A 25,054-nucleotide genomic window follows, 5' to 3' on the forward strand; every position below is an offset into this window, starting at 1 on the left:
TCAGCGTCGCAGAACGTCGTTCCAGTCGTCGCCCGAACACGGAGGGTAGTGCGCCTCGACCACGCGCCGGCCGAAATGTTCGCGCGCCAGCATCTCGGCCCGCTTTCCGCCCGCATCATGATCGAGGAACAGAACGATCTCCTCAACGCTCGGCGGGAGCTCGATGCGGGAGAAGCGCTCGGTGCCGAGGGTCGCCCAGCACGGCAGGTCGAACAACGACGTGGCTGACAGTGCCGTCTCGATGCCTTCGGCCAGCCCGAGGCGGCGGGCAGCCGGCGTGAGACGGACAAGCCCGGAGCCAAGCCGACCCAGCGCGGCACGCCGGGGTTCACGACGCGTCAGCCGTCTGCCGTCTCGTGACAGGAATGACCGATGGACGGCGATAAGGCCCGTTGCATCGGCGACGGACGCGATCATCGCGGGCGAGAAGCGGGTAAACGGCTTTGGACCGAGTGGTGTGCGGGGATGGAAGCGAAGGGCAGGGGCCGGCGTGATGCCTCGGCCGGCAAGGTAAAGCTCCGCTGGGGAGCCGAGCGCCACACGTGCCTCGGACCATAGCTTCTGGGCGGCTCGGCGGCTCCGATCGTCGGGCGGATCGTGCCGCTCGGCGGGAGACCAGCTCGCCGTACCCGGAAGTCGCAAGGCGTGCAGTGCCTGGAGAACCGCGCCGTTGTCGCAACCCGCAAAGCAGTGAAACAGCAGGCGCTTCCGGCCTAGCCTGACGCTGAGTGACGGCGTCCGGTCGCCATGCGCGGGGCAGCGGCACATGCCGCCGCTCGGTCCCCAACGTCCGCCGAGCGACTCGACGATGGCGCGTCCGCTGTCGGCTGCGCCTGCAAAGTGATGGTCATGGTAGCTCATCGGCGTCTCGCATCTTCGTGTGCAGGCCCCGGCCGCCGCCTCCTCTCCAGGGCTGCTTCGCTACTTTCCTACAGCAGGATGTTCGCACTATGTTCCGATTCGAGGAGGAAGGGAAGAGCCATGCGAGGACACGATGATCCGATTCCTTACTCCCAGCGTGAGCGCGTTCACGCTTTTCTTGATTAGCTCGCCGGCGCTCGCCGAACAGATTCCTGCCCCGGCCGAGGCGCCCGTTGAGAACAGCGTCGACGAGGGAATTCTTGCACCACTGGCGTTCAAGCTCGTCGAGCACAGGACGGCCGGGCCCGCGCCCGTGCTTCCCGTCCGCCAAAGCCGCTTGGCTATCGCACGCACAACCTTGCGCGCCCCGTGGACGAACCAGGCCCGCACCCATGTGCTGGCCTTGATCCGGACGGCCGAGATGCGCCACGCACTGCCGCTTGGCCTGCTCGAGGCTCTGGTCGAGGTCGAGTCGGCGTTCCAGCCGGGTGCGATCAGCCGGGCCGGGGCAATGGGGTTGTCGCAGCTGATGCCCGCGACAGCGCGTGCGCTCGGCGTCCTCAATCCTTTCGACGCGCGCGCCAATGTGGATGGCGGCGCCAGGTATCTGCGGGCGATGCTCGACCGCTTCGGGTCGATCAAGCTTGCGCTCGCCGCCTACAATGCAGGTCCGGGGGCGGTCCTGCGCTCGCGCGGCGTGCCGGCCAACAGCGAGACGCCAGCCTATGTCGCAAAGGTCCTTGCTGCCTGGTCTTTCGGTGGCGTCCGATGATCCGGGGCGGCAGGCGGCCATCAAACGCCGTGGGCGACAAGGTAGGCGGTCACCTTGCCATAGACCTTTCGCCTAGGACGTCTTCCTGCGCGCAGGTCGAACACGAAGCGCGGGTCGTGCACGACGATACGGCCGAAGCGGGTTGGGCTCAGGCCCGCGCGAGCGAGGTATTCCTCCACTTTCTGCAGCAGTTCGTTCTCCATCGGCACCGACTCGCTTTACATCGTTCCTGTTATGTTCCATGCTCCTGCCGGTTTTGTCTAGGATGATTCCTATGATGCTCGCGCAAATTGAAGATCCTCGCACAGCGCTCCAGCGGCTGATCGACGAGCGCAAAGAAGACTATGCGGGTCTGTCACGCATGCTTCGGCGCAATGATGCTTACATTCAGCAGTACATCAAGCGCGGTACGCCCAAGCGACTGCATGAAGAGGATCGGCGCGTCCTCGCCGCTTACTTCGGCGTCAAAGAGGCCGTTCTTGGAGGGCCGCAGGAGTGGGAACAGCCGGCCTTGCAGCAGGTGCCCGTGCTCGACGTCTATGCCTCGGCCGGACATGGGGCTGCCGATTTCGGTGAAGCGCGGCGCACGACGATCGGCTTCGATCCGCGTTGGCTGCGGGATCGCACCAAGGGCTCTGCCGATGGTCTCTCGGTTATCCAGGTGAAGGGCGACTCAATGGCTCCGACCCTTGCCGATGGCGACGATGTGCTCGTGGATCGCCAAGACGGCGTCGGGCGACTTCGGGACGGCATCTACGTGCTGCGGCTCGACGACAGCCTGATGGTAAAACGGCTGGCCCGCAATCCATCGGGCCGTGGCATCTCGATCAGGAGCGACAATCCGGATTATCCGAGTTGGCAGAACATCGAGCTTGGCCGGATCGACATCGTTGGCCGGGTGCTTTGGTTCGGCCGCACCCTGAGCTGATCGCGGCGGACTCAGACATGGCTATGAAGCAACTCAGCCTGCACGTCGTCGGTGCGAACCATCCGAATGCCGATGGCAGCAATCGCCGGTTCGAGATCCTGCTCTGTGTCCCGGGTGAGCCGATCGATCTCGTGCCCGAGCCCAAGAACCCCGTCGATCCGAGCGCCATTGCCGTCGTCAGCGTGCGGCGCATTCAGATCGGCTATCTCACGGCGGATCGCGCACCTTGGATCGGCAGCATGCTCCGCAATGGCCGCGAGCTTCAGGCGGTATTTCAGGAGGCGACGCAGCCTGGAGCAGCGATCAGGATCGGGTTCGACGGCGAAGCGCCGGTTTTGCCTCGGTACGACAGAAAGCAACACGTCGAAGAGACGACTGAAGAGATCGATTTCTGGCCCGACGAACTACCGCCGGACGATTGATCATGCCGAGAAGAAAGCTCGACCGCAGCACTCTGCGAAACGGCGGCAGCACAGGCTCAGACTCCGCGCATTTCCGATCGACGGCTGGCGAGCCGCGTGACCGCCGGGCTCGAAAGAAACCAGCGACCGAGATCGTGCCGGACCATGGCGACCAGCAGGAAGCGTGGGCTATTGCGGCCGAACTGATCATTGATCTGGGCGCACATGACGCCGTCGCATGGGCTGACAATTATATGCGGGATCTGCATCGGAAACGGGATTGGCGGGGCATGCAGCGATGGGGAATTGTGGGATCTGCGCTCGACGAGCTGGTCAGCGCCAACGTGCATTAGGGGCTGATCGGATATCCCTCCTCTCCGGGAGCCCGACGCTATGCGAGTCGATATTTCATTCCCGGTGACGTTATGCTGCGGTCGAGATTCCGTAAGCAACGACCGGAGGATCGGCGGTCATGGATTCAGAGACACTTAGAGCCGCCGCGAGATTGGCGTGGGCGCGAAGCACCCCGCCGCGGTCGGTAGATCATCGGGACGGGCTTGAGCGCCTGGGCGCCCGCCGCGCCTTGGAACAGCTCGCGAGGGACCTCGAGATCACAGCGGATCATGAGGAACGGCAAGAACGGAAGGGTCGCTGACCGTCGAACTTACGCCGCCAGTTCTTCGATATGCTGCGACGCCGGCGGACAGGTCGTCTTCGACCGGAACCCTCTACGGTAGTGGATCACCCGCAACCCCGCGCCCCCTTTCCCCCAGCGCGGGCGACGGCCGCTCATTGTTGTCAGGCGCGACCAGTGACGGCGATCAACGGATCGCTTGCGCGGCCGTCGGCGAGGACGTCCGTGGTGATGTGGCTGAAGCCTGCGCGCTCGAGGTAGAGCCGGACCAGCGCGGCATGTCCGTTGATGTCGAGCGACCGCCAAATGGCGACTGCCTTTGTCGGAAAACACCGGTTCGAGAAGCTGACAATGAAGGGGGCTTCCGACACCAGCACCCTGCGCACTTCCGTGAATACAGCGACGGGCTGCTGAAGATATTGAGCGCCGACACAGCAAAGCGCGCCCTCAAATGACCGGTCCTCCAGCGGCAGCGTGGCCTCGCGATTCAGATCCTGCACGAACCAGCGATCCAGCCGCGGATTGGCGGCGAGCTCTTCGGCGTTCATGCCGTGTCCGACCACAGCGGCGTAGGTCCGGTCGGCCGGCAGGTGGCTGACCCAGCTCGACATCAGGTCGAGCACCGGTTTGTTCTCGGACAGCAGCCTTCGATAGTATGCGGTCAGCGAAGCCACCGCTCCCTCGTCGATGTGGGTGACCAGCCGAGGTGGAGCGTAGAAAGCGAGATCGTCACCCGGATCTTGTTTCGAAAACGCGCCGGCGGGTAGCTCGGGGAGCCGGTCATTCGTCATGGAGCTTTATCCTGCTCTCTCAGCCAGCCTGCATAAGGCGTGTTGACGACCAGATGGCGGTTGAAATTGGGCGTCCCGTCCTGCCACCACACCGGCCCGCGCTCGCCGAGCGCCACCTTGGCATGGTCGACCTGGGCACGGGCCTCGGCAAGGCGAGCCTGGTCGCCTGCGCGCAGCGCAATCCCCACGGCACGTCTCGCTGCCATGAGTTCGTCCACTAATGCTGCGCGCCGCGGCTCCGGCAGAGAGGGGTTTGATCGTCGCCACAGGCGCCCGCGGACGACGAAGTAGCGTCCATCGGGTGTGACCGGATAGTCCTTTGCGGTCACGCTACCGTATCGCTTGAGGTTGTCGACGGGATCAGGCGACGGGAGCTTTCGTCAGGCTCTTGAATTGAGCCTCCGCTCAGGAGTGCGACGAGCGTTGTCGGCCGAAAGCCACGGGCATCTACGCCGACGTCGAACTGGCGCAGCAAAGGCTTCAACTTGCCATGACTGTGTCCATGCAGGTTGATCGAGCGGCGATGCTGCCCGTTCCAGCTCCTGAATGGGTAGTGGCAGAGCACCAGCACAACGCCGTCCAGCGTGAGTTCTGCATAATCTTGGACGCTCGCCCAGCCTGCGGCATCGCCGGTTGCGGGATCGTCATTATTGCCCCGGACGAGGTGCTTGATGCCGTTGAGCCCAGCCAGGAAGACCGCCACGTCTGCCGGACGGCGTGCGACGTCCCCAAGGTGCCAGATCTCGTCCTCGGGACCGACCACCTCGTTCCAGCTGGCAACGATCGCCTCGTCCATTGCCGCCACACTGGCGAACGGTCGGCGGTGGATGTTGATCGTGCGATGATCACCGAAATGCGTGTCGGCGGTGAAGAAGATAGTCATCGCGGAAGGCTCAGAGCATCTCGAGCGGGCGACGCGTGCGGGGGCGCGGGAACGCTGCGTCGAGTGTTGCAAGATCAGCGTCCGACAGGACGAGATCGGCCGCCGCGCGATTCTCTCGCACATGATCGATCGAACCTGCCTTCGGAATGGCGATGACGCCGTCGTGGCGCATCGCCCAGGCGAGCGCCACCTGCGCCGACGTCGCGCCGATGTTGCTCGCGATCGTGGCAAGGGTGCGGTCGGCGAGGAGCCTTCCCTGTTCGACCGGGCTGTACGCCATGGCCGGAATGCCGCGCTCGGAGAGCCAAGGCAGCAGGTCGTGTTCCGCTCCCCGGCGCGTGAGATTGTAGAGGATCTGATCGGTCGCGCAGGCACCGCCGTCCGCCGCGACAAGCTCTTCCATGTCGCCGGTGTCGAGATTGCTGACGCCCCAGTGGCGGACCTTGCCCTGTGCTTTCAGCGCCTCCATCGCCTCGACCGTCTCAGCAAGCGGCACCGAGCCGCGCCAATGAAGCAGGTACAGGTCGAGCCGATCGGTGCCGAGCCGCTTCAAGCTTGCCTCGCACGCGCCGGCCAGACGATTGCGCGAGGCATTCTGCGGATAGGCCTTGCTGACGAGGAACAGCCGGTCGCGCACGTCGCCGAGCGCTTCGCCGATCAGGGTTTCGGCCGCACCGTCGCCATACATCTCGGCGGTATCGATCAGCGTCATGCCGCATTCGACGCCCAAGCGGAGCGCCGCGATCTCGTCTGCACGGCGATCGTGGCGCTCGCCCATCATCCAGGTGCCTTGGCCAAACGCGGGGACCTTCTCGCCTCCGGGTAGCGTCACGGTCTTCATCATCGTCTCGCACAAAGGGAACGCTGAGGGGCCAACGTCGGAGCGATCGATCCGGCGCATCGACGCGACTGGAATGTCGTTCGTCAGGTCCCATCTTGGGTGCTTCGAAATCAGGAGGGTAGCAAGATGGCCGGCGGGTGGACGCGCGACGGCGCTATCCAGGATCAGATCGACGACACCGTCGCCGATGCCGTCTTGTTCGCGCGGTCACGGCTTACCGGTGGAGAGAGCGAGACGCACTGCCAGGAGTGCGGCGAGGAGATCCCCGAGGCCCGCCGCCAGGCGCTCGCGGGCGTACGGACGTGCGTGCAGTGCCAGTCGCAGCGCGATAGCCGGCCCGTTCTCTCCGCGTTCAATCGACGCGGCAGCAAGGACAGCCAGCTTCGCTGACGTCAGCAAGCTGAGTAGCGATTGCCTCAGGCTGGCTTCGACTTTCGACTCTTGGGCTTGGGCATCGGAAGCTCGGCGACCGTGATCCGAACGAACTCCGCGAGCCAGTCGCCATCATCCCATCGGTCCGCATCAACCAGCAGGCAGGGCTTCGCGCCTCGATATGGCGGCGCTTCCTCAAGGTACGGCGCCAGCGTCCGACCGCCAGCGGTCGGCTTGATAAAGAGCTGGCCGTCGCAGATCATCCCGAACATCTTGCCATCGCAGTACAGACCATATTCGCCGAACATCGGCTTGGCCGAGACGGCGCCCGCCGTAGACAGTTGGTCGACGATGAAGGTGACGGTGTTCTTATCGGAGGCCATGAGGCGAGCATGTCCGATCCGCGAGGAGAATTCGAGGGGCTGATCTGCGCGCGCCGGGAGCGCGAGGACGGCAAGGCACACGCCTCCGAACCGTTGCGCAGCTCGCTACGAGTGCGCCTGTGCCAGCGCGACGGTGGCAGACGAAAGGTGCTCCCGCAGAGTCTCCTCCGTCACGATCTCGATAGTAGAGCCGAGCTGGCGTAGCTCCTCGGCACGTCGATAGGCAACGCTTGCATGAGCGAACCTGCCGAACGGTTGATCCTTGCTGATAACCAGCATGGTCGATGTCGTGCCGACCGAGGCAACGACGCGGGCCCCGTGTTCGGCGAGCCACTGCCCCAACGCACCATCACGAGGAGCTCCGAGAATGGCGACACGCTGTCCCTTGAGCGGTCCATCTGCCGCGGGTCGCGGCGCGGGGCCGCCACGTGGGTTCGTCGGCGCCAACCAGCCAGCCAAGTCGATACCTGTGTGCTCGATCGCTTTCACGATCACCATTCCGGCTGCACGCGCATCGCTCAACGCATCATGATGCTTGTGGCGGACCCCGAGAAATCGCGACAGCACGTTCAGGCGATGACTCGAAAGTTGGGGCCACGCCCGTTTGGCGACACGCACGCTGTCGAGCCACGTAGTCTCGATCGGCTCGCGTCGATGCACACGGCAGGCTGCGGCGAGCGCGCCCTTGTCGAAAAAGGAGTGCGCGACCGTTGTTCGACCCGCCAGATGCCCGTTTACGATCGAATGAACGTGCGCAAAGTTCGGCTGTCCGAGGACATGATCGCAGCTGATGCCATGAATGCGGGTGTTGAACGGTGAGAACTCGTCACAGGGATCGAGGAGCGTTTCGTATTCGAAGACTTCGACGCCGTTCCTGAAACCGACGATGCCGATCTGGCAGATGCTGCTGACGCGCGAGCACGCGGTTTCCACGTCGACGACGACGAAGTCGAGCGAAGGATTATCGGAACACGGCGGTGGTGCAACGTCGGTTTTCAGGGCTGTCATGACTCTCATGGAGCGGAACATACCATGTCCGCTCCCTTTCGGTAGCTGCGTCCACGACCAGTTGCGGCGCGGGCAGTCAGCGGCGCCTAGTCGGCATAGCGTCCGGCGAGCCGCAGCTGCCGGATAATGCCGTTGAATGCGGCCGTGGTGCCCTGAGCGCGGCCGATCTCGTTCTCTTGGGCAGCTGAGTCCCAGAACAGCTCGAGCGGCCAGCGCTCGGCGCAATGGGGCAGGAGACACCGCAGCGCGAGCCGCACCTCGACCACGTCTACCCGCGTCTCTCCCGAGCGGGCCATCGCGGCGCGCAGGATGTGGACCGAAAGAGAGATGATCACACGCTGGTGACGCGGAAGCTCGACCATGCCTAACGGAAGTCACGCGTTTTGACCCGGACCACTTCTTCGGGATCCATGCCGGCCGCGTGCGGCGGCCAGTAGCTGTCGCGAGGGCCTGGCTTCCAGCCTTTCTCGCCGCGGTCGGGTACGCCCGAGTGACGAGCGCCATCCCCTCGGCCGGTCGCGTGCGGGAAGCCCATTTGACCGACCTTCCCCAACAGATCGCCGTGATCGATGATCCTGTCGCAGATCACGTGAATGACCTCGCCCTCTCTTTGAACGCGACCCTTCATCCCGATCATCGCCGCCGACATGACGGTGCGCCGCTGCGCCTCGAACCGGTCGGGCCAAAGGATGCCGTTCGCGATGCCGCTCTCATCCTCGATGGTTATGAACAGTACGCCTTTGGCGGAGCCCGGCTTCTGGCGAACCAGGATGATGCCGGCGACCTCGACGAGCCGGCCGTCCTTGATCCGCGCCAGGTCTGCGCAGCGGACGATCCCCCGCCGCGCGAGATCGTCGCGGAGGAAGGTGAGGGGGTGCGCGCGCAGCGAAAGCTGCAGAGAGCGATAGTCCTCGACGACTTCGCGACCATCGGACATCGGCTGGAGTTCAACCGACGGCTCCAGCCCTTCCGGGCTGAATGCCATTTCGCGTTCGTCCGCAGCGGCGAACAGCGGTAGCGGCGCCTCGCCTAGCCCCCGAACCTTCCACAGCCCCTGACGGCGATCCTGTCCGAACGCTTGGAAGGCGTCGGCTTCGGCAAGCCGCTCGATGGCGGCACGCGGGACGCTCGCCCGCCGCCAGACCTCCTCGACCGACTGGAATGGCGCTTCCCCGCGTGCGGCGACGATGGCCGCCGCATGGACATTGGCGAGGCCACGCACCTGCCGGAGCCCGAGCCGCACGGCGAGATAGCGGCCATCCGTGGGTTCGAGCGTGCAGTCCCAGCGGCTCGCATTGATGCAGGCCGGGCGGACCTCCACCTGATGATCGCGCGCGTCGCGCACCACTTGGGCCGGCGCATAGAAGCCCATCGGCTGCGCGTTGAGGAGCGCTGCGCAGAAGACGTCCGGATGATGGTGCTTCATCCAGCAACTGGCATAGGCGATCTTGGCGAAAGAGGCGGCGTGGCTCTCGGGGAAGCCGTAGGAGCCGAACCCCTCGATCTGCTTGAACGTGCGCTCTGCGAAGTCGCGCGGATAACCGCGCTCGACCATGCCGCCGACCAGCTTGTCGAAGAAGTGGCTGACCCCACCCGTGACTTTAAACGTCGCCATGGCGCGCCGGAGCTGGTCGGCCTCGGCTGGCGTGAACCCAGCACCGACGATGGCGACCTTCATCGCCTGCTCCTGGAAGAGCGGAACGCCGAGGGTCTTCTCGAGCACCGCGCGGAGCTCCGGACGCGGATAGTCGGGCTTCTCCTTGCCCTCCCGCCGCCGCAGATAGGGGTGGACCATGTCGCCCTGGATCGGGCCGGGCCGCACGATCGCGACCTCGATCACGAGATCGTAGAAGCGCTGCGGCTTCATCCGCGGCAGCATCGACATCTGCGCGCGGCTCTCGATCTGGAAGGTGCCGAGCGTGTCCGCCTTCTGGATCATGGCGTAGACGTCCGGATCGTCGTCCTGGAGGTCGGCCATGCCGACGCGGATGCCCTTGGCTTCGTCGAGCAAGTTAAAGGCTCGGTTCATGCAACCGAGCATGCCGAGGCCCAGTACGTCGACCTTCATGAACTTGAGCGCGTCGATGTCGTCCTTGTCCCATTCGATGACCTGCCGGTCGACCATCGCGGCAGGTTCGATCGGCACGAGATCGTCGAGCCGATCGTGGGTCAGCACGAACCCGCCAGGATGCTGAGACAGGTGTCGCGGCACGCCGATCAGCTTGCGGGCAAGAGCGAGGGCGAGGCGCAGGCGGCGATCGTCCATGTTGAGGCCGAGCTCATTGACCTGCTTCTCGCCGACCCCTTCCTGGCTCCAGCCCCAGACGAGCCCGGCGAGCGCCTTGGTCAGGTCCTCGGGCAGCCCCAGCGCCTTGCCGACCTCCCGCACCGCGCCGCGGGCGCGATAGCGCGTGACGACGGCGGTCAGCGCGGCATGGTTGCGACCGTAGGTCTCATAGATCCACTGGATGATTTCCTCGCGGCGCTCATGCTCGAAGTCGACGTCGATGTCCGGCGGCTCGCGTCGTTCCCCGGAGACGAAGCGCTCGAACAGCAGCTCATGCTTGATGGGATCGATCGAGGTCACGCCGAGGAGGAAGCAGACGCAGCTGTTCGCCGCCGAGCCGCGGCCCTGACAGAGAATGCCTCGCCTGCGACTCTCCGCGACAATGCTGTTCACGGTCAGGAAGTAAGGAGCGTATCCAAGCTCGCCGATCAGGCGCAGCTCATGCGCGATCTGCTTGCTGTATGGGAGAGGTATGCCGTCAGGGAACATCCGCTCGGCCGCCTCGCGGGTCAGCTGCTCCAGCGCGCCCTGCGCGGTCAGACCTTCAACGACTTCCTCGTGCGGATATTGGTAGCTGAGCTCGCCGAGATCGAAGGTGCAGGCGCGCGCGATGGCTTCCGTTGCGGCGATAGCGTCGGGGAAAGCAGAGAAGCGGCGCTCCATCTCCTCCGGCGACTTGAGGTGCCGGTCGGCGTGCCGCTCGCGTCGATGGCCCAGCATATCGACGGTGCATTTCTCGCGGATCGCGGTGACGACGTCCTGAAGCAGTCGAGCCTCGGATGCGTGGTAGAGGACGTCGCCGGTCGCCACCGCGCGCACGCCCGCAGCCTGCGCTTGGACGCCAAGTTCGTGAAGGCGCATCGCGTCGTCAGGCCGCCGGCGGAACGCCAGCGAGCAATAGCCGCGCCCGCCAAATGTGTCGCGCAATTCAGCCAGGCTGCGCGCCGTCGCCTCGCCGGGCAAATCCGGAAGCAGGATCGCGATCAGCCCTTCGGCCGACGCTGCGAGGTCGCTCCAGCCGAGCGAGCAACCTCCCTTGCCGGCGCGTGACTTTCCAAGCGTCAGGAGTCGGCTCAACCGCGACCAAGCTGGGCGATCGGTCGGATAAAGCAGGAGGCTGCGGCCATCGTCGAGGACGAGCCGGCTGCCGGCGATCAGCCGGACGCCGGTCGCCCTCTGCGCTTCCCAGGCGCGTACCACGCCGGCGACGCTGCCGAGATCGGCAACGCCGAGCGCCTGGTAGCCGAGCACCGATGCTGCCGCGAACAGCTCGTCGGGGGAGGACGCGCCACGGAGAAACGAGAAGTGGCTCGTGACCTGGAGCTCGACATAGATGGGCTTCGATGGGGCCATCAGCCAAACAGCCCATGCATGTACCAGCTGAGGTCGCCGGTCGCCTGGTCCACCCCATCGCCGCGCCGGAACAGCCAGAAACGGGCACCTGCCTCGTCCTCGACGCGGAAATAGTCGCGGACGGCCCAGACCTCGCCATCGCGGCGCCACCACTCGCCGTGGATGCGCTCGGGTCCGTCACCCGCCACGACCGCGTGAACGGTCCCGCGCCAAGCGAACCGCCGCGGCGGGTGGTCGGGAAGCAAAGCGACGACGTTGGTGAGCGGCTCGGGACGACGCAGCAGGCGCACGGGTCGCTTCCAGGCCGGCCACCCGTCGGGCGTGTCGAGCGGCTCGGCCCGGCAGGTCGCGCGTTCGGGCACGTCGCTCTCGACAGCGCCGACCGTGAACAAAGCCTCCGAGCCGGCACGTCCGGCGAGCTGATCGACAAGCATAGACAGGTCAGCCGGAGCGTCGTCCCCAGCAAGAGTCCCGATGAGCCCCGTGGCGCCGAGGGGGTCCGTCCGCGTCGCGGCCAGCCGCATTGTCTCGAAACCGCCGCCCGGATCGATCCGTTCGATGCGCAGGTGGAAGAGGCGTGCGAGGTGGGCAGGGTCGCGGGTCGCGCGCACGGTCCCGATCGCAACCTTCTGTTCGGAGCCATCGATGCGCTCAAGTCCGAGCAGAAGCGTCCGGGCTCCGAGCCCGCGTTCCCCCAGCTGTCCGCACAGGTCGCCCAGAAGGTCACGAATGACCTGCTCGATCGCCTCGGCGGTGCCGATCGGTTCGAGCAACCGCCGTAGGGCGACCGGCACGTCTTCAAGGATCAGCGGGATGATCGGTTCCGCGAGCCTCCCCAATGCCTCATCGAGCCGTCGAATGCTCGCCATCCCGAGCCTACGCGCCAGAGGGCCGCGCGGCAGCGGCAGCAGATCGCCTACGCGCTCCAGACCGAAGCGGCTGGCGGCGGCGAGGGCCTCAGGGGTCAGCCGCAGGCTGGCCAATGGCAGCGATGTCAGTGCCTGGGCTTCGCTGCCAATTTCGATGCGCTCAAGGGTGCGCGCACCGAAATGCGCCAGCGCATAGGCCGCACCGGGTGTGCCCGCGACCGCGATCCGCCCGGTCAGACGCAGTCGCCGGCAAAATCCCAGCAGGCGGCGGCAGAAGCGTTCCTCGCCGCCGAACAGATGGGTGACGCCCGTCAGATCGAGCCAAAGCCCATCGGCGCCGCTGACGGCGGCCGTGGGCGTCCAATGGCGCACCGCATGCAGCGCCAGCTTCTCTAGCAGCGCGAGGTCCGCAGCTGGATCGGCAGGCCTGATGTCGAGGTCGGGGACGAGCGCGCGCGCCTGCGTGACCGCCATACCCGGTACCAACCCTAGGGCGAGCGCGGCTGGACAGGCCGATGCGATTAGCTGCTTGTTGCCGACCTGCTCCGCCAGGATGAGCGGCGCCGCCGACGGTCCGGGCGGGTCGCTCGCGGCGACGTGCGACGTCAGGGATTCTTGGTGCCGTCCCTTGAACGGATGGTCGGCTGCCTCCGAACGGCGGCCGAGTTCCCGCATCGTGGGCTGCTGATGGCGCGGCAACGAGGCCGCCGGTGGTTCGACAGCGGCTCGGGCGGCACCCGCCTCCCGAGCCCAGCGTGCGCCCGGCCGCCACCTGCCGCCCCGCGGGACCGAGCAGGCACCGGGGTCGTCGTCAACGGGCAATAAGGCTAGCGGGCGCGCCTCAGGCTGCGCGCGCGGTCGCTCTGACCGCCGGAGCCGCTCGATCGCGAGCGCCGGCAGGTAGAGCGAGGCGACCCGTGTCATCGCAAGCCTCGACCAGAAGAGAAAAGGGATTGCCGTTCCGCTGCCGGACCAATTCGACGGACCAGCGGGGTCGACCGACACCTGGCGCGGGCAGCCGCTCGGACGGGGCGCATGCGATGCGCCAGCGCGTGGTCGCCGCGGAAAGCTCAGTTAGAGGGCAGTGACCCTGGTGCCGCCAACGCCGTGAAAGGATGGCGGGCGTCTTGCCGGCGTCGGCCGCAAGCTGGAGCCGCCGCGTTGCGGTCATGTCCGCGCGTTTGATCTCGCCAACCACGGCTGCGAGGCCGCCGTGACGCAGAGCGTCCTCCATCAAGGCCAAGACATCCTTGTCCTCGCGACCCTCGGCAAAGATGACCCGACCGGGTGGGAGACCGGCCTGCTCGAGACCTGGGGCATAGAGGTCGAAACGGCTGACCACCCACAGGACGCGGGCGTTACCAGCAGTCGCGAAAGAGGCGGCGATCCCGGCGACAAAGAGCGTGGCGGCTGCGTCGTCACTCAGCGAGGCTGCCGCCGGTGCAACTTCGTGCAGGGCGCCGCCGTCCAAGCCTCCATCAGCCAGACGCTCGTCGATGTCGCCCACACCGAACGGGAGCGGCGGCACCGATCGGAGACGCACGTCCGCCACGCTCTCGCGCAGGAGCGACATGATCTCGGATTTGGTACGGGCAGCAGGCATCAACGGAATCGACTCATGTGTTCGCCTTATGTTCCGCTCGAAACACGTGTGAGGTCAAGGCGCATTTGAGAGCGCGCGGGACGTGAGGCCGGCCTCGCGGGCTTCCGACATGGGAACATCGCCGCTTCAGCCGCGCTGGAAGGAAGGCAAGCTAATTGACCATAGAGCGAAGGACGAACGATGAGTCAGGCAAGCTGGGGAGAGACGGGAACGCCCGACATTAACTGGCGGATGAGCGCTGCGCTACAGAACGTGCCCCGCGGCGATGATGACCTTGCAGAGGTCACGAGCTTGGAAGGCGCCGTTCGAGCGTGGCTTGCCTTGGATCCCGATCATCAGGAGGCCGCGACACTGACCCCGGAGCATCCTTTGCTGATCGACGGAGCTTCGATGCCCGAATTCAGCGGTGACGGCATCGCGGCGTTGGCGGAGCGCCTGCCCGCCAACCAGACTACCAGCGCGTCCGACGAGCCGGTCATCGATGAGGCGGGTTAGCCAGCCGGTGGTCGCAGGCTGCGGAAGGTGATCGACCAGCGCGCTTCGTCCATCTCCGCGATGCTGTGCTCCCATTCGTGCCTGGCTTCGCCGCTGAGATGATACGCACCGCGTGGCGGCAGCGGAACGGACACCCGCTCGAACCGCTCGCCTCGACGACGGCGAAACCGCATCACGGCCGGTGCGCCGAGTGAGATGCCGACGACATGCCCGAACGCGGGCCGATCGCGATGCCAGCCGATGCCGGCGCCGGGGTCGTAGCAGATCAGCAAAGCCTGGACGAGCACGTCCGGCGAGAGGCCGGCGAAGTGCGCCGCGCGATCCCGGAGCGGAAGCAGCCAGCCGGGCAGAGGCTCGCCTTCCTGGAGGCGCCCGGCGTCGAAGTCGTAGGTCCACCCGTATGAACTGGTCAGCCGCTTGCCGGTCCAGCCCTGGAACCGGAACGGCGACAGGTCAGCCGCGTCAATCGCAGCGATCGCCGACCGCTCCTCAGCGGGGGTGATGAACTCGTCTGCAGAGGCGAGGCCCGGCAACACCGGTGTACCGAACAGATCAGCCATGCTTGTCACGAGACGGCCATGCTTCGGTCCGGACCGGCGGGCGGCTCCCAGCCGTAGACGCTGCGCCCGCCATATTCGTGCGAGCGTCCCCGTTCCTCGGCGATCAAGGCGTCGACCGACGGTCCGCTTGCCGTACGCTCCAGCTGCCGTGCCTGCTCGTCGAGACGGCGGATCGCGGCGAGCTTTTCGTCATTGCCGAGCTTGGCCGCTCCGACCGCCGCCTTCATGACCTCGATCGTACGGTCGTAGACTTTCGTGGGGACAGGGTAGGGGTGACGGTCCTTGCCACCATGGGCGAGCGAGAAGCGCGCCGGATCGCTGAACCGGCAAGGCGCGCCGTGCACGACCTCCGCCACCATCGCCAGCGAGCGGATGGTGCGTGCGCCGATCCCGGGCACGAGCAGCAGTTCGGCGAAGTCTTGCGGTCCGCACTCCACGGCCGCTGCCAGCGCGCCGTGCAGCCGCCGCTCGACAACGTTCTCCGCACGCACATCGTGATGCCCGGGCATGACGAGGTGCGGCAGCATCGCCTGCTGCTCGGGCTCACGTGCCGGGATGGCTCGGGGCTCGATCCGGGCAAGGTGGCGGACGATCCCGTCGGGCCCGGCCTGGCGCAGCAGATCGAGCTGGCGATCGCGCGAGGCGGATGCCCGACGATCCGCAAGATTGACGATGTTGCCCTGTGCCTTACCTTCGATCGCGGCATGGGGCGCATCCACGAAGCTCCCGAGACCCTCGGAAAGCCAGTGATAGCGGCGCGCCTGCTTGGCTGTGCCGTTCATTCCTTGCTGCACGACCACCCAACGCCCGTCATCGGTGACGATGAAGCCGTGCAAGTACAGGTCGAAGCCGTCCTGGACCGCCGCGCTATCCACCTTCGCCACCAGCCGGCTCGACCGGGCGAGCGCGTCGCCATCGATCCCGACCCGGTTCCCGACCGCAATCAACTCAGCCGGGGTCGCGCGGCTATGTCTGCCGCGTCCGCCGCAGACATGGATGCCGAGCTCGCCCGAGAGTGGCGCGAGCCCCCGCTTCAGGGCGCCGAGCACGCTCGTAGTGATGCCGGACGAATGCCAGTCCATGCCCATCACCGCACCGAAGGACTGGAACCAGAACGGGTGCGCCAGCCGCCGCAGCAGCTCGTCCCGGCCATATTCGAGCATGATCGCTTGCGTGATCACCGCGCCGAGCCGGGTCATGCGTTGACCAAGCCATGCGGGCACGCGGCCGCCGTGAAGCGGCAGATCGGCACTGCCGGAACGCCGCCCCATCAGTGCGACGCCACGATCGCGCGCTGCGTGCGAGGTCCATCCTCGCCCGCGCCGAACAACGGCAGTGCCTCGGCATTCTCGCGCACGGGCGCTTCGAAGTTGGATACCGTCACACCGACCAGCCTGATGCCGGTCTCGGGAGGGTAGATCGAGCGAACTAAGTCGAGGCTGGTGGCATGTAGCTGTTCACGGCCTGAAACTGCGCCGGCGTGGCTGCGACTTCGCGTGATTTGCCGGAAATCCTGGAACTTGATCTTGACCGTGACGGTGCGGCCGAAGGCCTGCGCTTTCTCGCACCAGGCCCAGACGTCGTCCGCCATGCGCCGCACCCCCGCTTCGATTTCGACGGGTTCGATCAGGTCGCGGTCGAAGGTGGTCTCCGACCCCGACGACTTGCGGACGCGGTTGGGGTTGACGGGGCGATGATCCTCGGCTCGCGCGATGGCATGGTACCAGCCCGCCGAACTCCCGAAATGCTGCTCCAGGAAGGCGAGCGACTTGGCTCGGAGGTCTGCCCCGGTTTCGATGCCGAGCCGCTTCATCTTGGCGGCGGTTACGGGACCGACGCCGTGGAAGCGCGAGACGGAAAGCGTCTCGACCCAGGCCGCGCCCATGTCCGGCGTGACGGCGAATTGACCATTCGGCTTGCGATGGTCGGACGCGAGCTTGGCCAGGAACTTGTTGTACGAAATCCCCGCCGAGGCGGTGAGACCGGTCTCGTCGAGGATGCGGGCGCGGATGGCCTTGGCGGTCGCCCAGGCGGTCGGCAGCCCCGCGCGATTGTCGGTGACGTCGAGATAGGCCTCGTCCAGCGAAAGCGGCTGGATGAGCGAGGTGAACTCCGCGAAGATCGCGTGGATCTGGCGCGACACCGCCTTGTAGACGTCGAAGCGCGGCGGCACGAACTTGAGCTCGGGACAGCGGCGAAGCGCGGTAACCGAGGGCAAGGCAGACCGAACGCCGAACGCGCGGGCTTCGTAGCTCGCTGCCGCCACGACCCCGCGCGCTGCAGCATAGCCGACCGCAACGGGGCGGCCCCGAAGCGTTGGATCATCGCGTTGCTCCACCGACGCAAAGAACGCGTCCATGTCGACGTGGATGATCTTGCGAGTCGATCCCCCTTGCATGAGCGACAGCATATCAGCGCAGGAACGGATGAGGAACAGGGGCCCTCTTCAATATTCTGGCGGCTCCGGCGACAGGAAAACCGGTCGGTGCGTGACACCGGCGGGAGGCCCGTCTTTTCGGCTGCACCTGACGATCGAGAGTCGGTAGGCGAGGCTCAATATATCCGCTAAGCTGGATATATGGAAAGCGAGTCGGCTATCTCCGCCTTAGGCGCGCTCGCGCAAAGCACGCGCCTTGATGTGTTCCGGCTTCTGGTGCGGCACGAACCTGACGGCCTCGCTGCTGGAGAAGTCGCCCGCCAGCTGGACGTGCCGCAAAACACTATGTCGGCTCACCTCGCGATACTCGCGCGTGCTGGGCTGGTCCGCTCCGAACGGCATAGCCGTTCGATCATCTACCGCGCCGATCTGGACGGCCTGCGCGGGCTGATGCTGTTTCTGGTCAAGGACTGCTGCGCAGGGAACGCCGATCTGTGTGCGCCGCTCGTCGCCGAACTCGCCCCCTGCTGCTGAAAGGCTCCCCCGTGGCTACCGATATTGTCATCTATCACAACCCCGACTGCGGCACGTCTCGCAACGTCCTGGGCCTGATCCGCAACGCCGGGATCGAACCCCATGTGGTCGAGTATCTGAAAACGCCGCCCGCGCGCGCGCTGCTGGTCGAGATGGTCGACCGTGCCGGGATTACGCCGCGCGAACTGCTGCGCGAGAAGGGGACGCCTTATGCCGATCTGGAGCTTGGCGACCCTTCGCTATCTGACGCCGCGCTGGTGGATGCGATGATGGCGCATCCGATTCTCATCAACCGGCCGCTGGTCGTGTCCCCGATGGGCGTGAAGCTCTGCCGCCCCTCGGAAGCCGTCCTCGATCTGCTGCCCGCGTCGCAACAGCGCGCTTTCGCAAAAGAGGACGGCGAGCTGGTGGTCGATGCTTCCGGAGCGCGGGTCGCCTGATGGCGACGCTCGCCTCCGAGCATGCTCGTCCCGGCATGTCGATGTTCGAGCGTTACCTGACGCTATGGGTGGCGCTCTGCATCGTCGCCGGCATTGGGCTGGGATCGCTGCTGCCTAGCGTGTTCGCCACGATCGCGGCGGCGGAGGTCGCGCGCGTCAACCTCGTCGTCGCCGTGCTGATCTGGCTGATGATTATCCCGATGCTGCTCAAGATCGATTTCGGCTCGCTCGGGTCCGTCCGCCAGCACTGGAAGGGCGTGGGCGTCACGCTGTTCATCAACTGGGCCGTCAAGCCGTTCTCGATGGCGGCGCTCGGCTCATTCTTCATCGGCTACCTGTTCGCTCCACTGCTGCCAGTGGGGGAGGGACCGTCCTACATCGCGGGGCTGATCCTGCTCGCGGCCGCGCCCTGCACGGCGATGGTGTTCGTCTGGTCGAATCTCTGCGACGGGGAGCCGACCTATACGCTCTCGCAAGTCGCGCTGAATGACCTGCTGATGGTGTTCCTGTTCGCGCCGCTGGTCGCGCTGCTGCTCGGCGTCGCCGCGATCACGGTGCCGTGGGACACGCTGCTGCTGTCGGTCGTCCTCTACATCGTCGTGCCGGTGATTGTCGCGCAAGTGATCCGCCGCGGCGTGCTGGCGAGCGGAGGCAAGCCCGCGCTCGATCGGCTGCTCGCCCGCCTGGGGCCGGTGTCGCTGGTCGCACTGTTGGCGACGCTGGTGCTGCTGTTCGGCTTCCAGGGTGAGCAAATCATCGCGCAGCCGCTGGTGATCGCGCTGCTAGCCGTTCCCATCCTAATCCAGGTCTATTTCAATGCCGGCTTGGCCTACTGGCTCTCGCGCCGATTCGGGGTCGCGTGGTGCGTCGCAGCCCCCGCAGCGCTGATCGGCGCGTCCAACTTCTTCGAGCTGGCGGTCGCCGCCGCGATCTCCCTGTTTGGCTTTAAGTCGGGCGCGGCGCTGGCGACAGTGGTTGGCGTGTTGGTGGAGGTTCCAGTGATGCTCTCGGTCGTGTCGATCGTGAAGCGGTCGCGGGATTGGTATGAACGCGGTGCTGTCGCATGAGGGATCGGGGCTGATGCCAACGGCGCTGATCTATGCGGGGGCCGCGCTCGCCGAGATAGGCGGGTGCTTCGCCTTCTGGGCCTGGCTGCGTCTCGGCAGGTCGCCGCTATGGCTGCTGCCCGGCATAGTTTCGCTTGCGCTGTTCGCTTGGTTGCTGACGCGGGTTGATGCGAGCGTCGCCGGTCGTGCCTACGCCGCCTATGGCGGTATCTATATCTGCGCGTCACTGCTCTGGCTGTGGGCGGTCGAAGGGGTGCGTCCCGATCGCTGGGACGTAGGCGGCGCCGCGCTCTGTTTGGTGGGAACGTGCGTCATTCTTCTCGGACCACGAACCGCATGACGGCGCTGCGTGTCACCGCGCTCGATCCCGACAACCTAGGCGAGCTGCGTGACGTGCTCGCCGCCTCGGACCTGCCCGTCGCCGATCTGGGCGACCCGGGCCGGGCCTTCTTCCGGTTCGATGATGACGCCGGCCTGGCTGGCTATGGCGGGCTTGAAGGGCAGGGAGCCGATCGCCTGCTCCGCTCACTGCTGGTCGTCGCAGGTCGGCGCGGCGACGGATTGGGCCGCGCCATGCTCGGCCTGCTCGAAGCCCGCGCGCGGGAGCTCGGCATCTCCCGCCTTCACCTCCTCACCAACACGGCCGCGCCGTTCTTCGCCGCCAGTGGCTACGCTGCGGCCGAGCGCGCGACGGCCCCGACGCCGATCGCCGGCTCGCGCGAATTCACCGCGCTCTGTCCGGCGTCGGCCGCCTATCTCGTGAAAGCCCTCTGATGCCGCTGCGCCAGCTCTCCGATCCCGACAACCTGCCGGCGCTCGATCGGCGCTATGCGATCGACCGCCCCGCCCTTGGCCTTGGTGTGGATGATCCGCCGCCGCGTATCCTGCTACTCTACGGCTCCTTGCGCGAGCGATCATTCTCCCGCCTGTGTGTTGAGGAAGCGGCGCGACTGCTGCAATTCTTCGGATGCGTGACCCGCATCTATGATCCTTCGGCGCTGCCGCTGCCCGATCAAGTAGCCGGCGACGATCATCCGGCCGTCCACGAACTGCGCGAGTTGTCGATGTGGTCGGAAGGGCATGTGTGGTGTTCGCCCGAACGGCACGGCCAGGTCACCGGCATCATCAAGACGCAGATCGACCATCTACCGCTCTCAATCGGTGGAATGCGCCCGACACAGGGCCGCACGCTCGCGGTCATGCAGGTGTCGGCTGGATCGCAGTCGTTCAACAGCGTGAACACGTTGCGCGTGCTCGGCCGCTGGATGCGAATGGTGACGATCCCGAACCAGTCCAGCGTGGCCAAGGCGTTTCAGGAGTTCGATGAAGCCGGGCGCATGAAGCCGTCCAGCTATTACGATCGAGTCGTCGACGTGATGGAGGAGCTGGTGCGGTTTACTGTCTTGCTGCGCCCGCACGCGGCCCAGCTCGTCGATCGCTATTCCGAGCGGAAGGAAGCGGGCGTGTCGATCGACCCGGCAACCGACCTGTCGAGCATCGCCACGGCGGACGTATAGGGGTAAAACCGAACAATTGTGGCCCCTTAGCGACGGCGACTCTCGACTATCCGGCACAAAAGCGAGCGGATGCCGAGTTTGCTCAAACGAGCCAAGAGGCTGCTAGTCGATCCACGCCAGCCGACCTGCTGCACATCAAGGCTGCCCACTAGGAAGGTGCAAACGCTTCAAGGATACGGCAGTCAGCCATCGTGCCGCCGGCGCAGCTTGCGATCACACCGGCCAGCTCTCGTCGCAGCGCGGTCAGATCGGCGATCTTGCGGTCTATTTCCTCAAGGTGCCTGGTAGCCAGCTGGTCGACCGTGCCGCAATCGCGCTCTCGCTGGGCAGCAAAGTCCAGCAGAGCGCGAACTTCGTCCAGGGAGAAGCCGAGATCGCGCGTGCGGCGGATAAAGCGAAGCCGTTCCAGATCCTCAGAACGGTAAGAGCGGTAATTGCCTTCCGTGCGCGCAGGAGGATCGATCAGCCCGGCGCGCTCATAGTAGCGGACGGTTTCGACCTTAGTCCCCGTAGCCGACGCCAACTTGCCGATGGTGAGTGCATTCATGTCTTGACCCTGTACCAACTACGGGGTCCATATAGTGTGTCGCATCGATCACGCGAAGGGCGACGACTATGGCTTGCGGCAGCTGCTGCGCCTCCTCGACAAAGGATACGACGCGCGATCCACGGTGGCGCCGCGCCCTTTGGATCGCGTTGGGCGTCAACGCTGCCATGTTTGCGGCCGAGATCATTGCGGGCGTCGCAGGCGGGTCCAAGGCACTCCAGGCGGACGCGCTCGATTTCCTCGGTGACTCGGCCAACTACGCGATCAGCCTCGGCGTGACCGGGATGGTGCTGGCGTGGCGCGCCCGCGCCGCGCTGCTGAAGGGAGCTACGCTCGTCCTGCTCGGCCTCTATGTTCTCGGTACTTCCCTTTGGGCCGTCTGGCATGGTGACGTGCCGCACGCGGAAGTGATGGGGATCGTCGGCGTTGTGGCGCTGTTCGCGAATGCCAGTGTGGCGTTGATGTTGTACCGGTTCCGCAGCGGTGACGCGAACATGCGTTCCGTCTGGATCTGCTCGCGCAACGACGCGATCGGCAATATCGCCGTGGTTCTTGCGGCTGCCGGCGTGTTCGGCACTGGAACGGCTTGGCCGGACCTTGTCGTTGCCGGCGTGATGGCGGTCCTTGGGATTTCGGGCGGCGTGCAGATCATCGTGGAAGCGCGCCGGGAGCTTGCTCCTGCGCAGGGTTACGCGGTGCCTGCAGAATGATAGGAAGGAGCCACATGCGTAAGCTGCTGCCCTTCCTGGCCTGCCTGATGGTGGTGCTCACCGGCTGGACGGGCGTGGCGCATGCCATGGAGAACGTGGCATGCCTCGAGATGGCACAGACCGCTACCGCCATGCACATGGCTGGCGATTGCGATAAGGTGCCCGCCGACGCGGACAAGGGCTATCCGCATCACCATGCGGCCTGCCACGGGCACCACGTCGCGACGCCGATTGCGAGCGGTATAGCCATCACCCCGGTCGATCGCTGGGCCGAGTTCGCGAGCCACAAGACACCTGTCTGGCTCACGCACCAGGGGGACGCGGCCCTCCGACCGCCGCAGGCCTGACGACGCGCGGGCGCAGGAGACGCGCCCGGGATCAGTTCGTCAGGAGCATTCGAAATGAAACGCATGATGGCGGCCGTTCTGGCCGCAACCGCCCTCGCGTCGACAACGGCGGCGCAGGCACAGCTTACAGAGGCGCCAGCAGCCTCGCTGACCCTCGACGAGGCACTATCCGCGGCGGGCGCTGTATCGCCCGCGATCGAGGCGTCCCGATCAGGCGTCAAAGCTGCCGAGGCACAGCGCTCGGTTGCCGGACTTCGCCCCAACCCGTCCCTCGACACGATGACCGAGAACGTCGCGGGCACGGGCATGTACAAAGGGCTGCGCTCGTCTGAAACGACGGTTGGGCTCTCCTTGCCGTTGGAACTCGGGGGCAAGCGATCCGCACGCGTGGGCGTTGCGAACGCTCAACTCGACCGCGCGACACTCGACGCAGTGATCGCGCAGGCGGATCTTCGGCTCCGGGTCACGCAGGCCTACAACGACGCCGCTGCTGCGCAGCGCCGCACCGCGAACGCGCGCGAGCAGGTCGGAATAGCTGCCGAAGTCCTGCGAGCGGCACATGTCCGTGTGGCGGCAGGTCGCGCTTCCCCGCTTGAAGAACAGCGTGCGGACGTTGTCCGTCTGAACGCTGAAGGGGCCGCAGAACGCGCGGAACGCTCCGCGCAAGTAGCGCTCGGAAATCTTGCTCGCCTGATCGGGCGCGTGGCCACCACCCTCGACACCGGCTGGTTCGCCCGGATTGATATTGCCGGGCCCCGCGTGCCCGTACGTAGTGAGGACACCTTGGCTGCAGCCGCAGCGCAAGCCGATCTCACCACGGCAACAGCACAGGTCCGTCTTGCCAGGAGCCAGCGGGTGCCGGACGTGACGGTCAGCGCCTCGGCGCGCCGGCTGGAGGCGACCAACGACACAGCCGCCGTGTTCGGCGTCTCCGTGCCGCTGCCCTTGTTCAACAACGGCCGTGCGGCCGTCGATCTTGCTTCGGCCCAGCGCCAACAGGCGGACGCGCAACGCCGGGTCGCTCTGCTCGATGCCGAGCAGGCCATCGCATCGGCCGAAGCCGACGTCGCAAATGCGGCGACGACCGCCCGTAACGCTACTGGACCAACACTCGCGGCTGCGCAGGAAGCCGCCCGCATCGCCAGGATAGGCTATCGCGAGGGCAAGTTCGGGCAGTTGGATCTTCTCGAGGCTGAGCGCACGCTTGCCGAGACCCGAGCGGCTGCGATCGACGCGCTGGCCGCTTACCATGACGCACAGGCCCGGCTGGAACGGCTTGCCGCCCCGGCGCCTACCGACGCGGAGGACGCACGATGAAGAACAGCTACAAGCGGACACTCCTGTTCGCGCTCCTTCCGCTCACGCTCGCGGGATGCGGCGGAGGTGAAAAGAAGGCCGACGACATGGCCGGCATGGAAGGCATGGAGAAGGGCGAGGGCGCCGAGAAGAAGGCCGACAAAGACGCGGTCACGCTCTCCGCGCAACAGATTGCCGATGCCGGTATTGAGGTCGCTAGGCCGTCGGTCGGTGGGGTCGCGGGTGCTATCGAACTGCCGGCGCTCGTTCAGGGCGATCCTCAGGCTGTCCAGGTCGTATCCGCCACCATCGGGGGCCGCTTGGTCGCGCTCACGCGCAATCTTGGACAGTCTGTCCGACAAGGCGACCCGATTGCGGTCATCGAGAGCCGTGAAGCGGCGTCGCTGAAGGCCCAAGTCGAGGCCGCCCGTGCTCGTTCCGCGCTGGCGCAATCGAACCTGCGGCGTGAGCAGCGTCTGTTTACCGAGCGTGTTTCGCCCGAGCAGGACCTGGTTGCGGCACGAACAGCCGCGACGGAAGCGAACATCGCGCTTCGTCTCGCCCAGCAGCAGCTCGGCGCGACGGGCGGCGGGGGCGGAGCCCTCAACCGGATCGCGATGCGCTCGCCAATTTCGGGCCAGGTAATTGCCCGCGCGGCGGTCCTCGGCCAGACGGTCGATGCGAATGCGGAACTCTACCGGGTGGCGAACCTCTCCCGGGTGAGCATCACGGCCTCGGTTTCCCCTGCCGACGCAGGACGTATTCGCCCCGGCACACGGGTGGAGGTGACGGCCGCGGGTCGACGACAGGAAGGCCGGGTTTCCTTCGTATCCCCAGCGCTCGACGAGAGCACTCGCCTCGTCCAGGTCATCGCCACGCTCGATAACGCGGGCGGAACATGGCGCGTCGGCGAACCAGTCACCGCGAGCTTCATGCTGCCTTCGACTGGCGATCACAGCGTCGCGGTCCCGTCGACCGCGCTGCAAAGCGTCGAGAATCGCGCCGTCGTCTTCGTTCGTACGCCAACCGGCTTCCGCGCCGTACCGGTCACGGTTGGGCGACGTCAGGGCGATCAAGTCGTCATTAGCTCCGGCCTTAGCGGCCAGGAACGGATCGCCACGACGAACTCGTTCACGCTCAAAGCCGAACTCGGCAAGGGCGGCGAGATGGAGATGTGA

General features: G+C 66.1%; 32 protein-coding genes. 16 read left to right on the forward strand and 16 right to left on the reverse strand.

Going from position 1 to position 25,054, the window contains the following annotated elements; all coding sequences use genetic code 11:
• Entirely contained in the window at nucleotides 1-861 is an 861-nt protein-coding gene (locus ACT009_RS02345; RefSeq protein ID WP_445192793.1) for a DUF7146 domain-containing protein, read from the reverse strand.
• 157 nt (nucleotides 862-1,018) lie between these two features.
• Between ACT009_RS02345 and ACT009_RS02350 the strand changes: the two genes are divergently transcribed.
• Nucleotides 1,019-1,633 carry a lytic transglycosylase domain-containing protein gene (locus ACT009_RS02350; protein ID WP_445192794.1) on the forward strand — a complete coding sequence of 205 codons (615 nt, stop codon included), beginning with the start codon at nucleotides 1,019-1,021 and terminating at the stop codon, nucleotides 1,631-1,633.
• A 20-nt stretch (nucleotides 1,634-1,653) separates the two neighbouring features.
• On the opposite strand, the gene ACT009_RS02355 is transcribed toward ACT009_RS02350, so the two are convergent.
• The gene (locus tag ACT009_RS02355; RefSeq protein WP_445192795.1) at nucleotides 1,654-1,836 is read right to left on the reverse strand and encodes a hypothetical protein; all 183 of its coding nucleotides are present in this window, start codon (nucleotides 1,834-1,836) and stop codon (nucleotides 1,654-1,656) included.
• Nucleotides 1,837-1,910: 74 nt separating this feature from the next.
• Between ACT009_RS02355 and ACT009_RS02360 the strand changes: the two genes are divergently transcribed.
• Genes ACT009_RS02360 through ACT009_RS02370 form a run of 3 tightly spaced genes read left to right on the forward strand, consistent with a single transcriptional unit; the run spans nucleotide 1,911 to nucleotide 3,315 of the window.
• Entirely contained in the window at nucleotides 1,911-2,561 is a 651-nt protein-coding gene (locus tag ACT009_RS02360; protein ID WP_445193980.1) for a S24 family peptidase, read from the forward strand.
• Between the two features lie 17 nt (nucleotides 2,562-2,578).
• Entirely contained in the window at nucleotides 2,579-2,983 is a 405-nt protein-coding gene (locus ACT009_RS02365) for an HIRAN domain-containing protein (protein WP_445192796.1), read from the forward strand.
• Nucleotides 2,980-3,315: a hypothetical protein gene (locus tag ACT009_RS02370; protein WP_445192797.1), complete on the forward strand. Its 336-nt coding sequence runs from the start codon at nucleotides 2,980-2,982 to the stop codon at nucleotides 3,313-3,315. Before ACT009_RS02365 ends, ACT009_RS02370 begins: the two co-directional genes overlap by 4 nt.
• Before the next feature lie 445 nt (nucleotides 3,316-3,760).
• Here ACT009_RS02370 and ACT009_RS02375 read toward each other — a convergent pair whose 3' ends face one another.
• From ACT009_RS02375 to ACT009_RS02390, 4 genes are read right to left on the reverse strand one after another with little or no spacing between them, the layout of a single operon-like run.
• Nucleotides 3,761-4,387, reverse strand: coding sequence for a methyltransferase domain-containing protein (locus ACT009_RS02375; protein WP_445192798.1), 627 nt, complete (start codon nucleotides 4,385-4,387; stop codon nucleotides 3,761-3,763).
• Nucleotides 4,384-4,716: a hypothetical protein gene (locus tag ACT009_RS02380; protein WP_445192799.1), complete on the reverse strand. Its 333-nt coding sequence runs from the start codon at nucleotides 4,714-4,716 to the stop codon at nucleotides 4,384-4,386. The genes ACT009_RS02375 and ACT009_RS02380 overlap by 4 nt, the downstream gene beginning before the upstream one ends.
• Nucleotides 4,713-5,270, reverse strand: a complete 558-nt coding sequence (locus ACT009_RS02385) for a metallophosphoesterase family protein (protein WP_445192800.1) — start codon at nucleotides 5,268-5,270, stop codon at nucleotides 4,713-4,715. The genes ACT009_RS02380 and ACT009_RS02385 overlap by 4 nt, the downstream gene beginning before the upstream one ends.
• A 10-nt stretch (nucleotides 5,271-5,280) precedes the next feature.
• Complete coding sequence (locus ACT009_RS02390) at nucleotides 5,281-6,111, reverse strand: aldo/keto reductase (RefSeq protein WP_445193981.1); 831 nt, start codon at nucleotides 6,109-6,111, stop codon at nucleotides 5,281-5,283.
• A gap of 126 nt (nucleotides 6,112-6,237) precedes the next feature.
• Between ACT009_RS02390 and ACT009_RS02395 the strand changes: the two genes are divergently transcribed.
• On the forward strand, nucleotides 6,238-6,501 hold the full coding sequence (locus ACT009_RS02395) for a DksA/TraR family C4-type zinc finger protein (protein WP_445192801.1): 264 nt from the start codon (nucleotides 6,238-6,240) through the stop codon (nucleotides 6,499-6,501).
• A 26-nt stretch (nucleotides 6,502-6,527) separates the two neighbouring features.
• Here ACT009_RS02395 and ACT009_RS02400 read toward each other — a convergent pair whose 3' ends face one another.
• From ACT009_RS02400 to ACT009_RS02425, 6 genes are all read right to left on the reverse strand, one after another.
• Nucleotides 6,528-6,866 (reverse strand): TfoX/Sxy family protein, encoded by a 339-nt coding sequence (locus ACT009_RS02400; protein ID WP_445192802.1) that lies wholly within the window; start codon nucleotides 6,864-6,866, stop codon nucleotides 6,528-6,530.
• 105 nt (nucleotides 6,867-6,971) lie between these two features.
• Nucleotides 6,972-7,874: an exonuclease domain-containing protein gene (locus tag ACT009_RS02405; RefSeq protein WP_445192803.1), complete on the reverse strand. Its 903-nt coding sequence runs from the start codon at nucleotides 7,872-7,874 to the stop codon at nucleotides 6,972-6,974.
• An 86-nt stretch (nucleotides 7,875-7,960) separates the two neighbouring features.
• Nucleotides 7,961-8,236, reverse strand: a complete 276-nt coding sequence (locus tag ACT009_RS02410) for a hypothetical protein (RefSeq protein ID WP_445192804.1) — start codon at nucleotides 8,234-8,236, stop codon at nucleotides 7,961-7,963.
• Nucleotides 8,237-8,238: 2 nt separating this feature from the next.
• Nucleotides 8,239-11,514 (reverse strand): error-prone DNA polymerase, encoded by a 3,276-nt coding sequence (locus ACT009_RS02415; RefSeq protein ID WP_445192805.1) that lies wholly within the window; start codon nucleotides 11,512-11,514, stop codon nucleotides 8,239-8,241.
• Nucleotides 11,514-13,058 (reverse strand): Y-family DNA polymerase, encoded by a 1,545-nt coding sequence (locus tag ACT009_RS02420; protein WP_445192806.1) that lies wholly within the window; start codon nucleotides 13,056-13,058, stop codon nucleotides 11,514-11,516. The genes ACT009_RS02415 and ACT009_RS02420 overlap by 1 nt, the downstream gene beginning before the upstream one ends.
• 166 nt (nucleotides 13,059-13,224) lie before the next feature.
• A complete protein-coding gene (locus ACT009_RS02425) occupies nucleotides 13,225-13,986 on the reverse strand; it encodes an ImuA family protein (protein WP_445193982.1) in 762 nt (253 codons plus the stop codon).
• Between the two features lie 180 nt (nucleotides 13,987-14,166).
• Here ACT009_RS02425 and ACT009_RS02430 point away from each other — a divergent pair, with 180 nt between their 5' ends.
• The gene (locus tag ACT009_RS02430; protein WP_445192807.1) at nucleotides 14,167-14,481 is read left to right on the forward strand and encodes a hypothetical protein; all 315 of its coding nucleotides are present in this window, start codon (nucleotides 14,167-14,169) and stop codon (nucleotides 14,479-14,481) included.
• Here the strand turns inward: ACT009_RS02430 and ACT009_RS02435 are convergent.
• Genes ACT009_RS02435 through dinB form a run of 3 tightly spaced genes read right to left on the reverse strand, consistent with a single transcriptional unit; the run spans nucleotide 14,478 to nucleotide 17,439 of the window.
• Nucleotides 14,478-15,041, reverse strand: a complete 564-nt coding sequence (locus tag ACT009_RS02435; RefSeq protein WP_445192808.1) for an alpha-ketoglutarate-dependent dioxygenase AlkB — start codon at nucleotides 15,039-15,041, stop codon at nucleotides 14,478-14,480. The genes ACT009_RS02430 and ACT009_RS02435 overlap by 4 nt on opposite strands.
• Before the next feature lie 5 nt (nucleotides 15,042-15,046).
• Nucleotides 15,047-16,312 (reverse strand): DUF763 domain-containing protein, encoded by a 1,266-nt coding sequence (locus tag ACT009_RS02440; RefSeq protein WP_445192809.1) that lies wholly within the window; start codon nucleotides 16,310-16,312, stop codon nucleotides 15,047-15,049.
• Nucleotides 16,312-17,439, reverse strand: a complete 1,128-nt coding sequence (gene dinB, locus ACT009_RS02445; RefSeq protein WP_445193983.1) for a DNA polymerase IV — start codon at nucleotides 17,437-17,439, stop codon at nucleotides 16,312-16,314. The genes ACT009_RS02440 and dinB overlap by 1 nt, the downstream gene beginning before the upstream one ends.
• Nucleotides 17,440-17,619: 180 nt before the next feature.
• On the opposite strand from dinB, the gene ACT009_RS02450 reads away from it, so the two are divergent.
• Genes ACT009_RS02450 through arsH form a run of 6 tightly spaced genes read left to right on the forward strand, consistent with a single transcriptional unit; the run spans nucleotide 17,620 to nucleotide 20,976 of the window.
• Entirely contained in the window at nucleotides 17,620-17,952 is a 333-nt protein-coding gene (locus ACT009_RS02450) for an ArsR/SmtB family transcription factor (protein WP_445192810.1), read from the forward strand.
• A gap of 11 nt (nucleotides 17,953-17,963) precedes the next feature.
• Nucleotides 17,964-18,392 carry an arsenate reductase (glutaredoxin) gene (arsC, locus tag ACT009_RS02455; protein ID WP_445192811.1) on the forward strand — a complete coding sequence of 143 codons (429 nt, stop codon included), beginning with the start codon at nucleotides 17,964-17,966 and terminating at the stop codon, nucleotides 18,390-18,392.
• On the forward strand, nucleotides 18,392-19,459 hold the full coding sequence (gene arsB / locus ACT009_RS02460; protein ID WP_445192812.1) for an ACR3 family arsenite efflux transporter: 1,068 nt from the start codon (nucleotides 18,392-18,394) through the stop codon (nucleotides 19,457-19,459). The genes arsC and arsB overlap by 1 nt, the downstream gene beginning before the upstream one ends.
• 13 nt (nucleotides 19,460-19,472) lie before the next feature.
• Nucleotides 19,473-19,799 (forward strand): YnfA family protein, encoded by a 327-nt coding sequence (locus ACT009_RS02465; RefSeq protein WP_445193984.1) that lies wholly within the window; start codon nucleotides 19,473-19,475, stop codon nucleotides 19,797-19,799.
• The gene (gene arsN2, locus ACT009_RS02470) at nucleotides 19,796-20,233 is read left to right on the forward strand and encodes an arsenic resistance N-acetyltransferase ArsN2 (protein ID WP_445192813.1); all 438 of its coding nucleotides are present in this window, start codon (nucleotides 19,796-19,798) and stop codon (nucleotides 20,231-20,233) included. Before ACT009_RS02465 ends, arsN2 begins: the two co-directional genes overlap by 4 nt.
• Complete coding sequence (gene arsH / locus ACT009_RS02475) at nucleotides 20,233-20,976, forward strand: arsenical resistance protein ArsH (RefSeq protein ID WP_445192814.1); 744 nt, start codon at nucleotides 20,233-20,235, stop codon at nucleotides 20,974-20,976. Before arsN2 ends, arsH begins: the two co-directional genes overlap by 1 nt.
• Nucleotides 20,977-21,124: 148 nt before the next feature.
• Here arsH and ACT009_RS02480 read toward each other — a convergent pair whose 3' ends face one another.
• Nucleotides 21,125-21,523 (reverse strand): MerR family transcriptional regulator, encoded by a 399-nt coding sequence (locus ACT009_RS02480; RefSeq protein WP_445192815.1) that lies wholly within the window; start codon nucleotides 21,521-21,523, stop codon nucleotides 21,125-21,127.
• 68 nt (nucleotides 21,524-21,591) lie between these two features.
• Here ACT009_RS02480 and ACT009_RS02485 point away from each other — a divergent pair, with 68 nt between their 5' ends.
• From ACT009_RS02485 to ACT009_RS02500, 4 genes are read left to right on the forward strand one after another with little or no spacing between them, the layout of a single operon-like run.
• The gene (locus ACT009_RS02485; RefSeq protein ID WP_445192816.1) at nucleotides 21,592-22,233 is read left to right on the forward strand and encodes a cation transporter; all 642 of its coding nucleotides are present in this window, start codon (nucleotides 21,592-21,594) and stop codon (nucleotides 22,231-22,233) included.
• A gap of 14 nt (nucleotides 22,234-22,247) precedes the next feature.
• Complete coding sequence (locus tag ACT009_RS02490; protein WP_445192817.1) at nucleotides 22,248-22,580, forward strand: hypothetical protein; 333 nt, start codon at nucleotides 22,248-22,250, stop codon at nucleotides 22,578-22,580.
• Between the two features lie 54 nt (nucleotides 22,581-22,634).
• Nucleotides 22,635-23,897, forward strand: coding sequence for a TolC family protein (locus ACT009_RS02495; protein WP_445192818.1), 1,263 nt, complete (start codon nucleotides 22,635-22,637; stop codon nucleotides 23,895-23,897).
• Nucleotides 23,894-25,054 carry an efflux RND transporter periplasmic adaptor subunit gene (locus ACT009_RS02500; RefSeq protein WP_445192819.1) on the forward strand — a complete coding sequence of 387 codons (1,161 nt, stop codon included), beginning with the start codon at nucleotides 23,894-23,896 and terminating at the stop codon, nucleotides 25,052-25,054. Before ACT009_RS02495 ends, ACT009_RS02500 begins: the two co-directional genes overlap by 4 nt.

The sequence above is a fragment of the Sphingomonas sp. Tas61C01 genome (assembly GCF_052567495.1).

Coding starts and splice junctions, on each gene's coding strand:
- ACT009_RS02345 (WP_445192793.1), bottom strand. CDS start 861: ATGAGCTACCATGACCATCACTTTGCAGGCGCAGCCGACAGCGGACGC.
- ACT009_RS02355 (WP_445192795.1), bottom strand. CDS start 1,836: ATGGAGAACGAACTGCTGCAGAAAGTGGAGGAATACCTCGCTCGCGCG.
- ACT009_RS02360 (WP_445193980.1), top strand. CDS start 1,911: ATGCTCGCGCAAATTGAAGATCCTCGCACAGCGCTCCAGCGGCTGATC.
- ACT009_RS02365 (WP_445192796.1), top strand. CDS start 2,579: ATGGCTATGAAGCAACTCAGCCTGCACGTCGTCGGTGCGAACCATCCG.
- ACT009_RS02375 (WP_445192798.1), bottom strand. CDS start 4,387: ATGACGAATGACCGGCTCCCCGAGCTACCCGCCGGCGCGTTTTCGAAA.
- ACT009_RS02385 (WP_445192800.1), bottom strand. CDS start 5,270: ATGACTATCTTCTTCACCGCCGACACGCATTTCGGTGATCATCGCACG.
- ACT009_RS02390 (WP_445193981.1), bottom strand. CDS start 6,111: ATGAAGACCGTGACGCTACCCGGAGGCGAGAAGGTCCCCGCGTTTGGC.
- ACT009_RS02395 (WP_445192801.1), top strand. CDS start 6,238: ATGGCCGGCGGGTGGACGCGCGACGGCGCTATCCAGGATCAGATCGAC.
- ACT009_RS02400 (WP_445192802.1), bottom strand. CDS start 6,866: ATGGCCTCCGATAAGAACACCGTCACCTTCATCGTCGACCAACTGTCT.
- ACT009_RS02405 (WP_445192803.1), bottom strand. CDS start 7,874: ATGACAGCCCTGAAAACCGACGTTGCACCACCGCCGTGTTCCGATAAT.
- ACT009_RS02410 (WP_445192804.1), bottom strand. CDS start 8,236: ATGGTCGAGCTTCCGCGTCACCAGCGTGTGATCATCTCTCTTTCGGTC.
- ACT009_RS02415 (WP_445192805.1), bottom strand. CDS start 11,514: ATGGCCCCATCGAAGCCCATCTATGTCGAGCTCCAGGTCACGAGCCAC.
- ACT009_RS02420 (WP_445192806.1), bottom strand. CDS start 13,058: ATGCGGGAACTCGGCCGCCGTTCGGAGGCAGCCGACCATCCGTTCAAG.
- ACT009_RS02425 (WP_445193982.1), bottom strand. CDS start 13,986: ATGCCTGCTGCCCGTACCAAATCCGAGATCATGTCGCTCCTGCGCGAG.
- ACT009_RS02430 (WP_445192807.1), top strand. CDS start 14,167: ATGAGTCAGGCAAGCTGGGGAGAGACGGGAACGCCCGACATTAACTGG.
- ACT009_RS02435 (WP_445192808.1), bottom strand. CDS start 15,041: ATGGCTGATCTGTTCGGTACACCGGTGTTGCCGGGCCTCGCCTCTGCA.
- ACT009_RS02440 (WP_445192809.1), bottom strand. CDS start 16,312: ATGGGGCGGCGTTCCGGCAGTGCCGATCTGCCGCTTCACGGCGGCCGC.
- dinB (WP_445193983.1), bottom strand. CDS start 17,439: ATGCAAGGGGGATCGACTCGCAAGATCATCCACGTCGACATGGACGCG.
- ACT009_RS02450 (WP_445192810.1), top strand. CDS start 17,620: ATGGAAAGCGAGTCGGCTATCTCCGCCTTAGGCGCGCTCGCGCAAAGC.
- arsB (WP_445192812.1), top strand. CDS start 18,392: ATGGCGACGCTCGCCTCCGAGCATGCTCGTCCCGGCATGTCGATGTTC.
- ACT009_RS02465 (WP_445193984.1), top strand. CDS start 19,473: ATGCCAACGGCGCTGATCTATGCGGGGGCCGCGCTCGCCGAGATAGGC.
- arsN2 (WP_445192813.1), top strand. CDS start 19,796: ATGACGGCGCTGCGTGTCACCGCGCTCGATCCCGACAACCTAGGCGAG.
- arsH (WP_445192814.1), top strand. CDS start 20,233: ATGCCGCTGCGCCAGCTCTCCGATCCCGACAACCTGCCGGCGCTCGAT.
- ACT009_RS02480 (WP_445192815.1), bottom strand. CDS start 21,523: ATGAATGCACTCACCATCGGCAAGTTGGCGTCGGCTACGGGGACTAAG.
- ACT009_RS02485 (WP_445192816.1), top strand. CDS start 21,592: ATGGCTTGCGGCAGCTGCTGCGCCTCCTCGACAAAGGATACGACGCGC.
- ACT009_RS02490 (WP_445192817.1), top strand. CDS start 22,248: ATGCGTAAGCTGCTGCCCTTCCTGGCCTGCCTGATGGTGGTGCTCACC.
- ACT009_RS02495 (WP_445192818.1), top strand. CDS start 22,635: ATGAAACGCATGATGGCGGCCGTTCTGGCCGCAACCGCCCTCGCGTCG.
- ACT009_RS02500 (WP_445192819.1), top strand. CDS start 23,894: ATGAAGAACAGCTACAAGCGGACACTCCTGTTCGCGCTCCTTCCGCTC.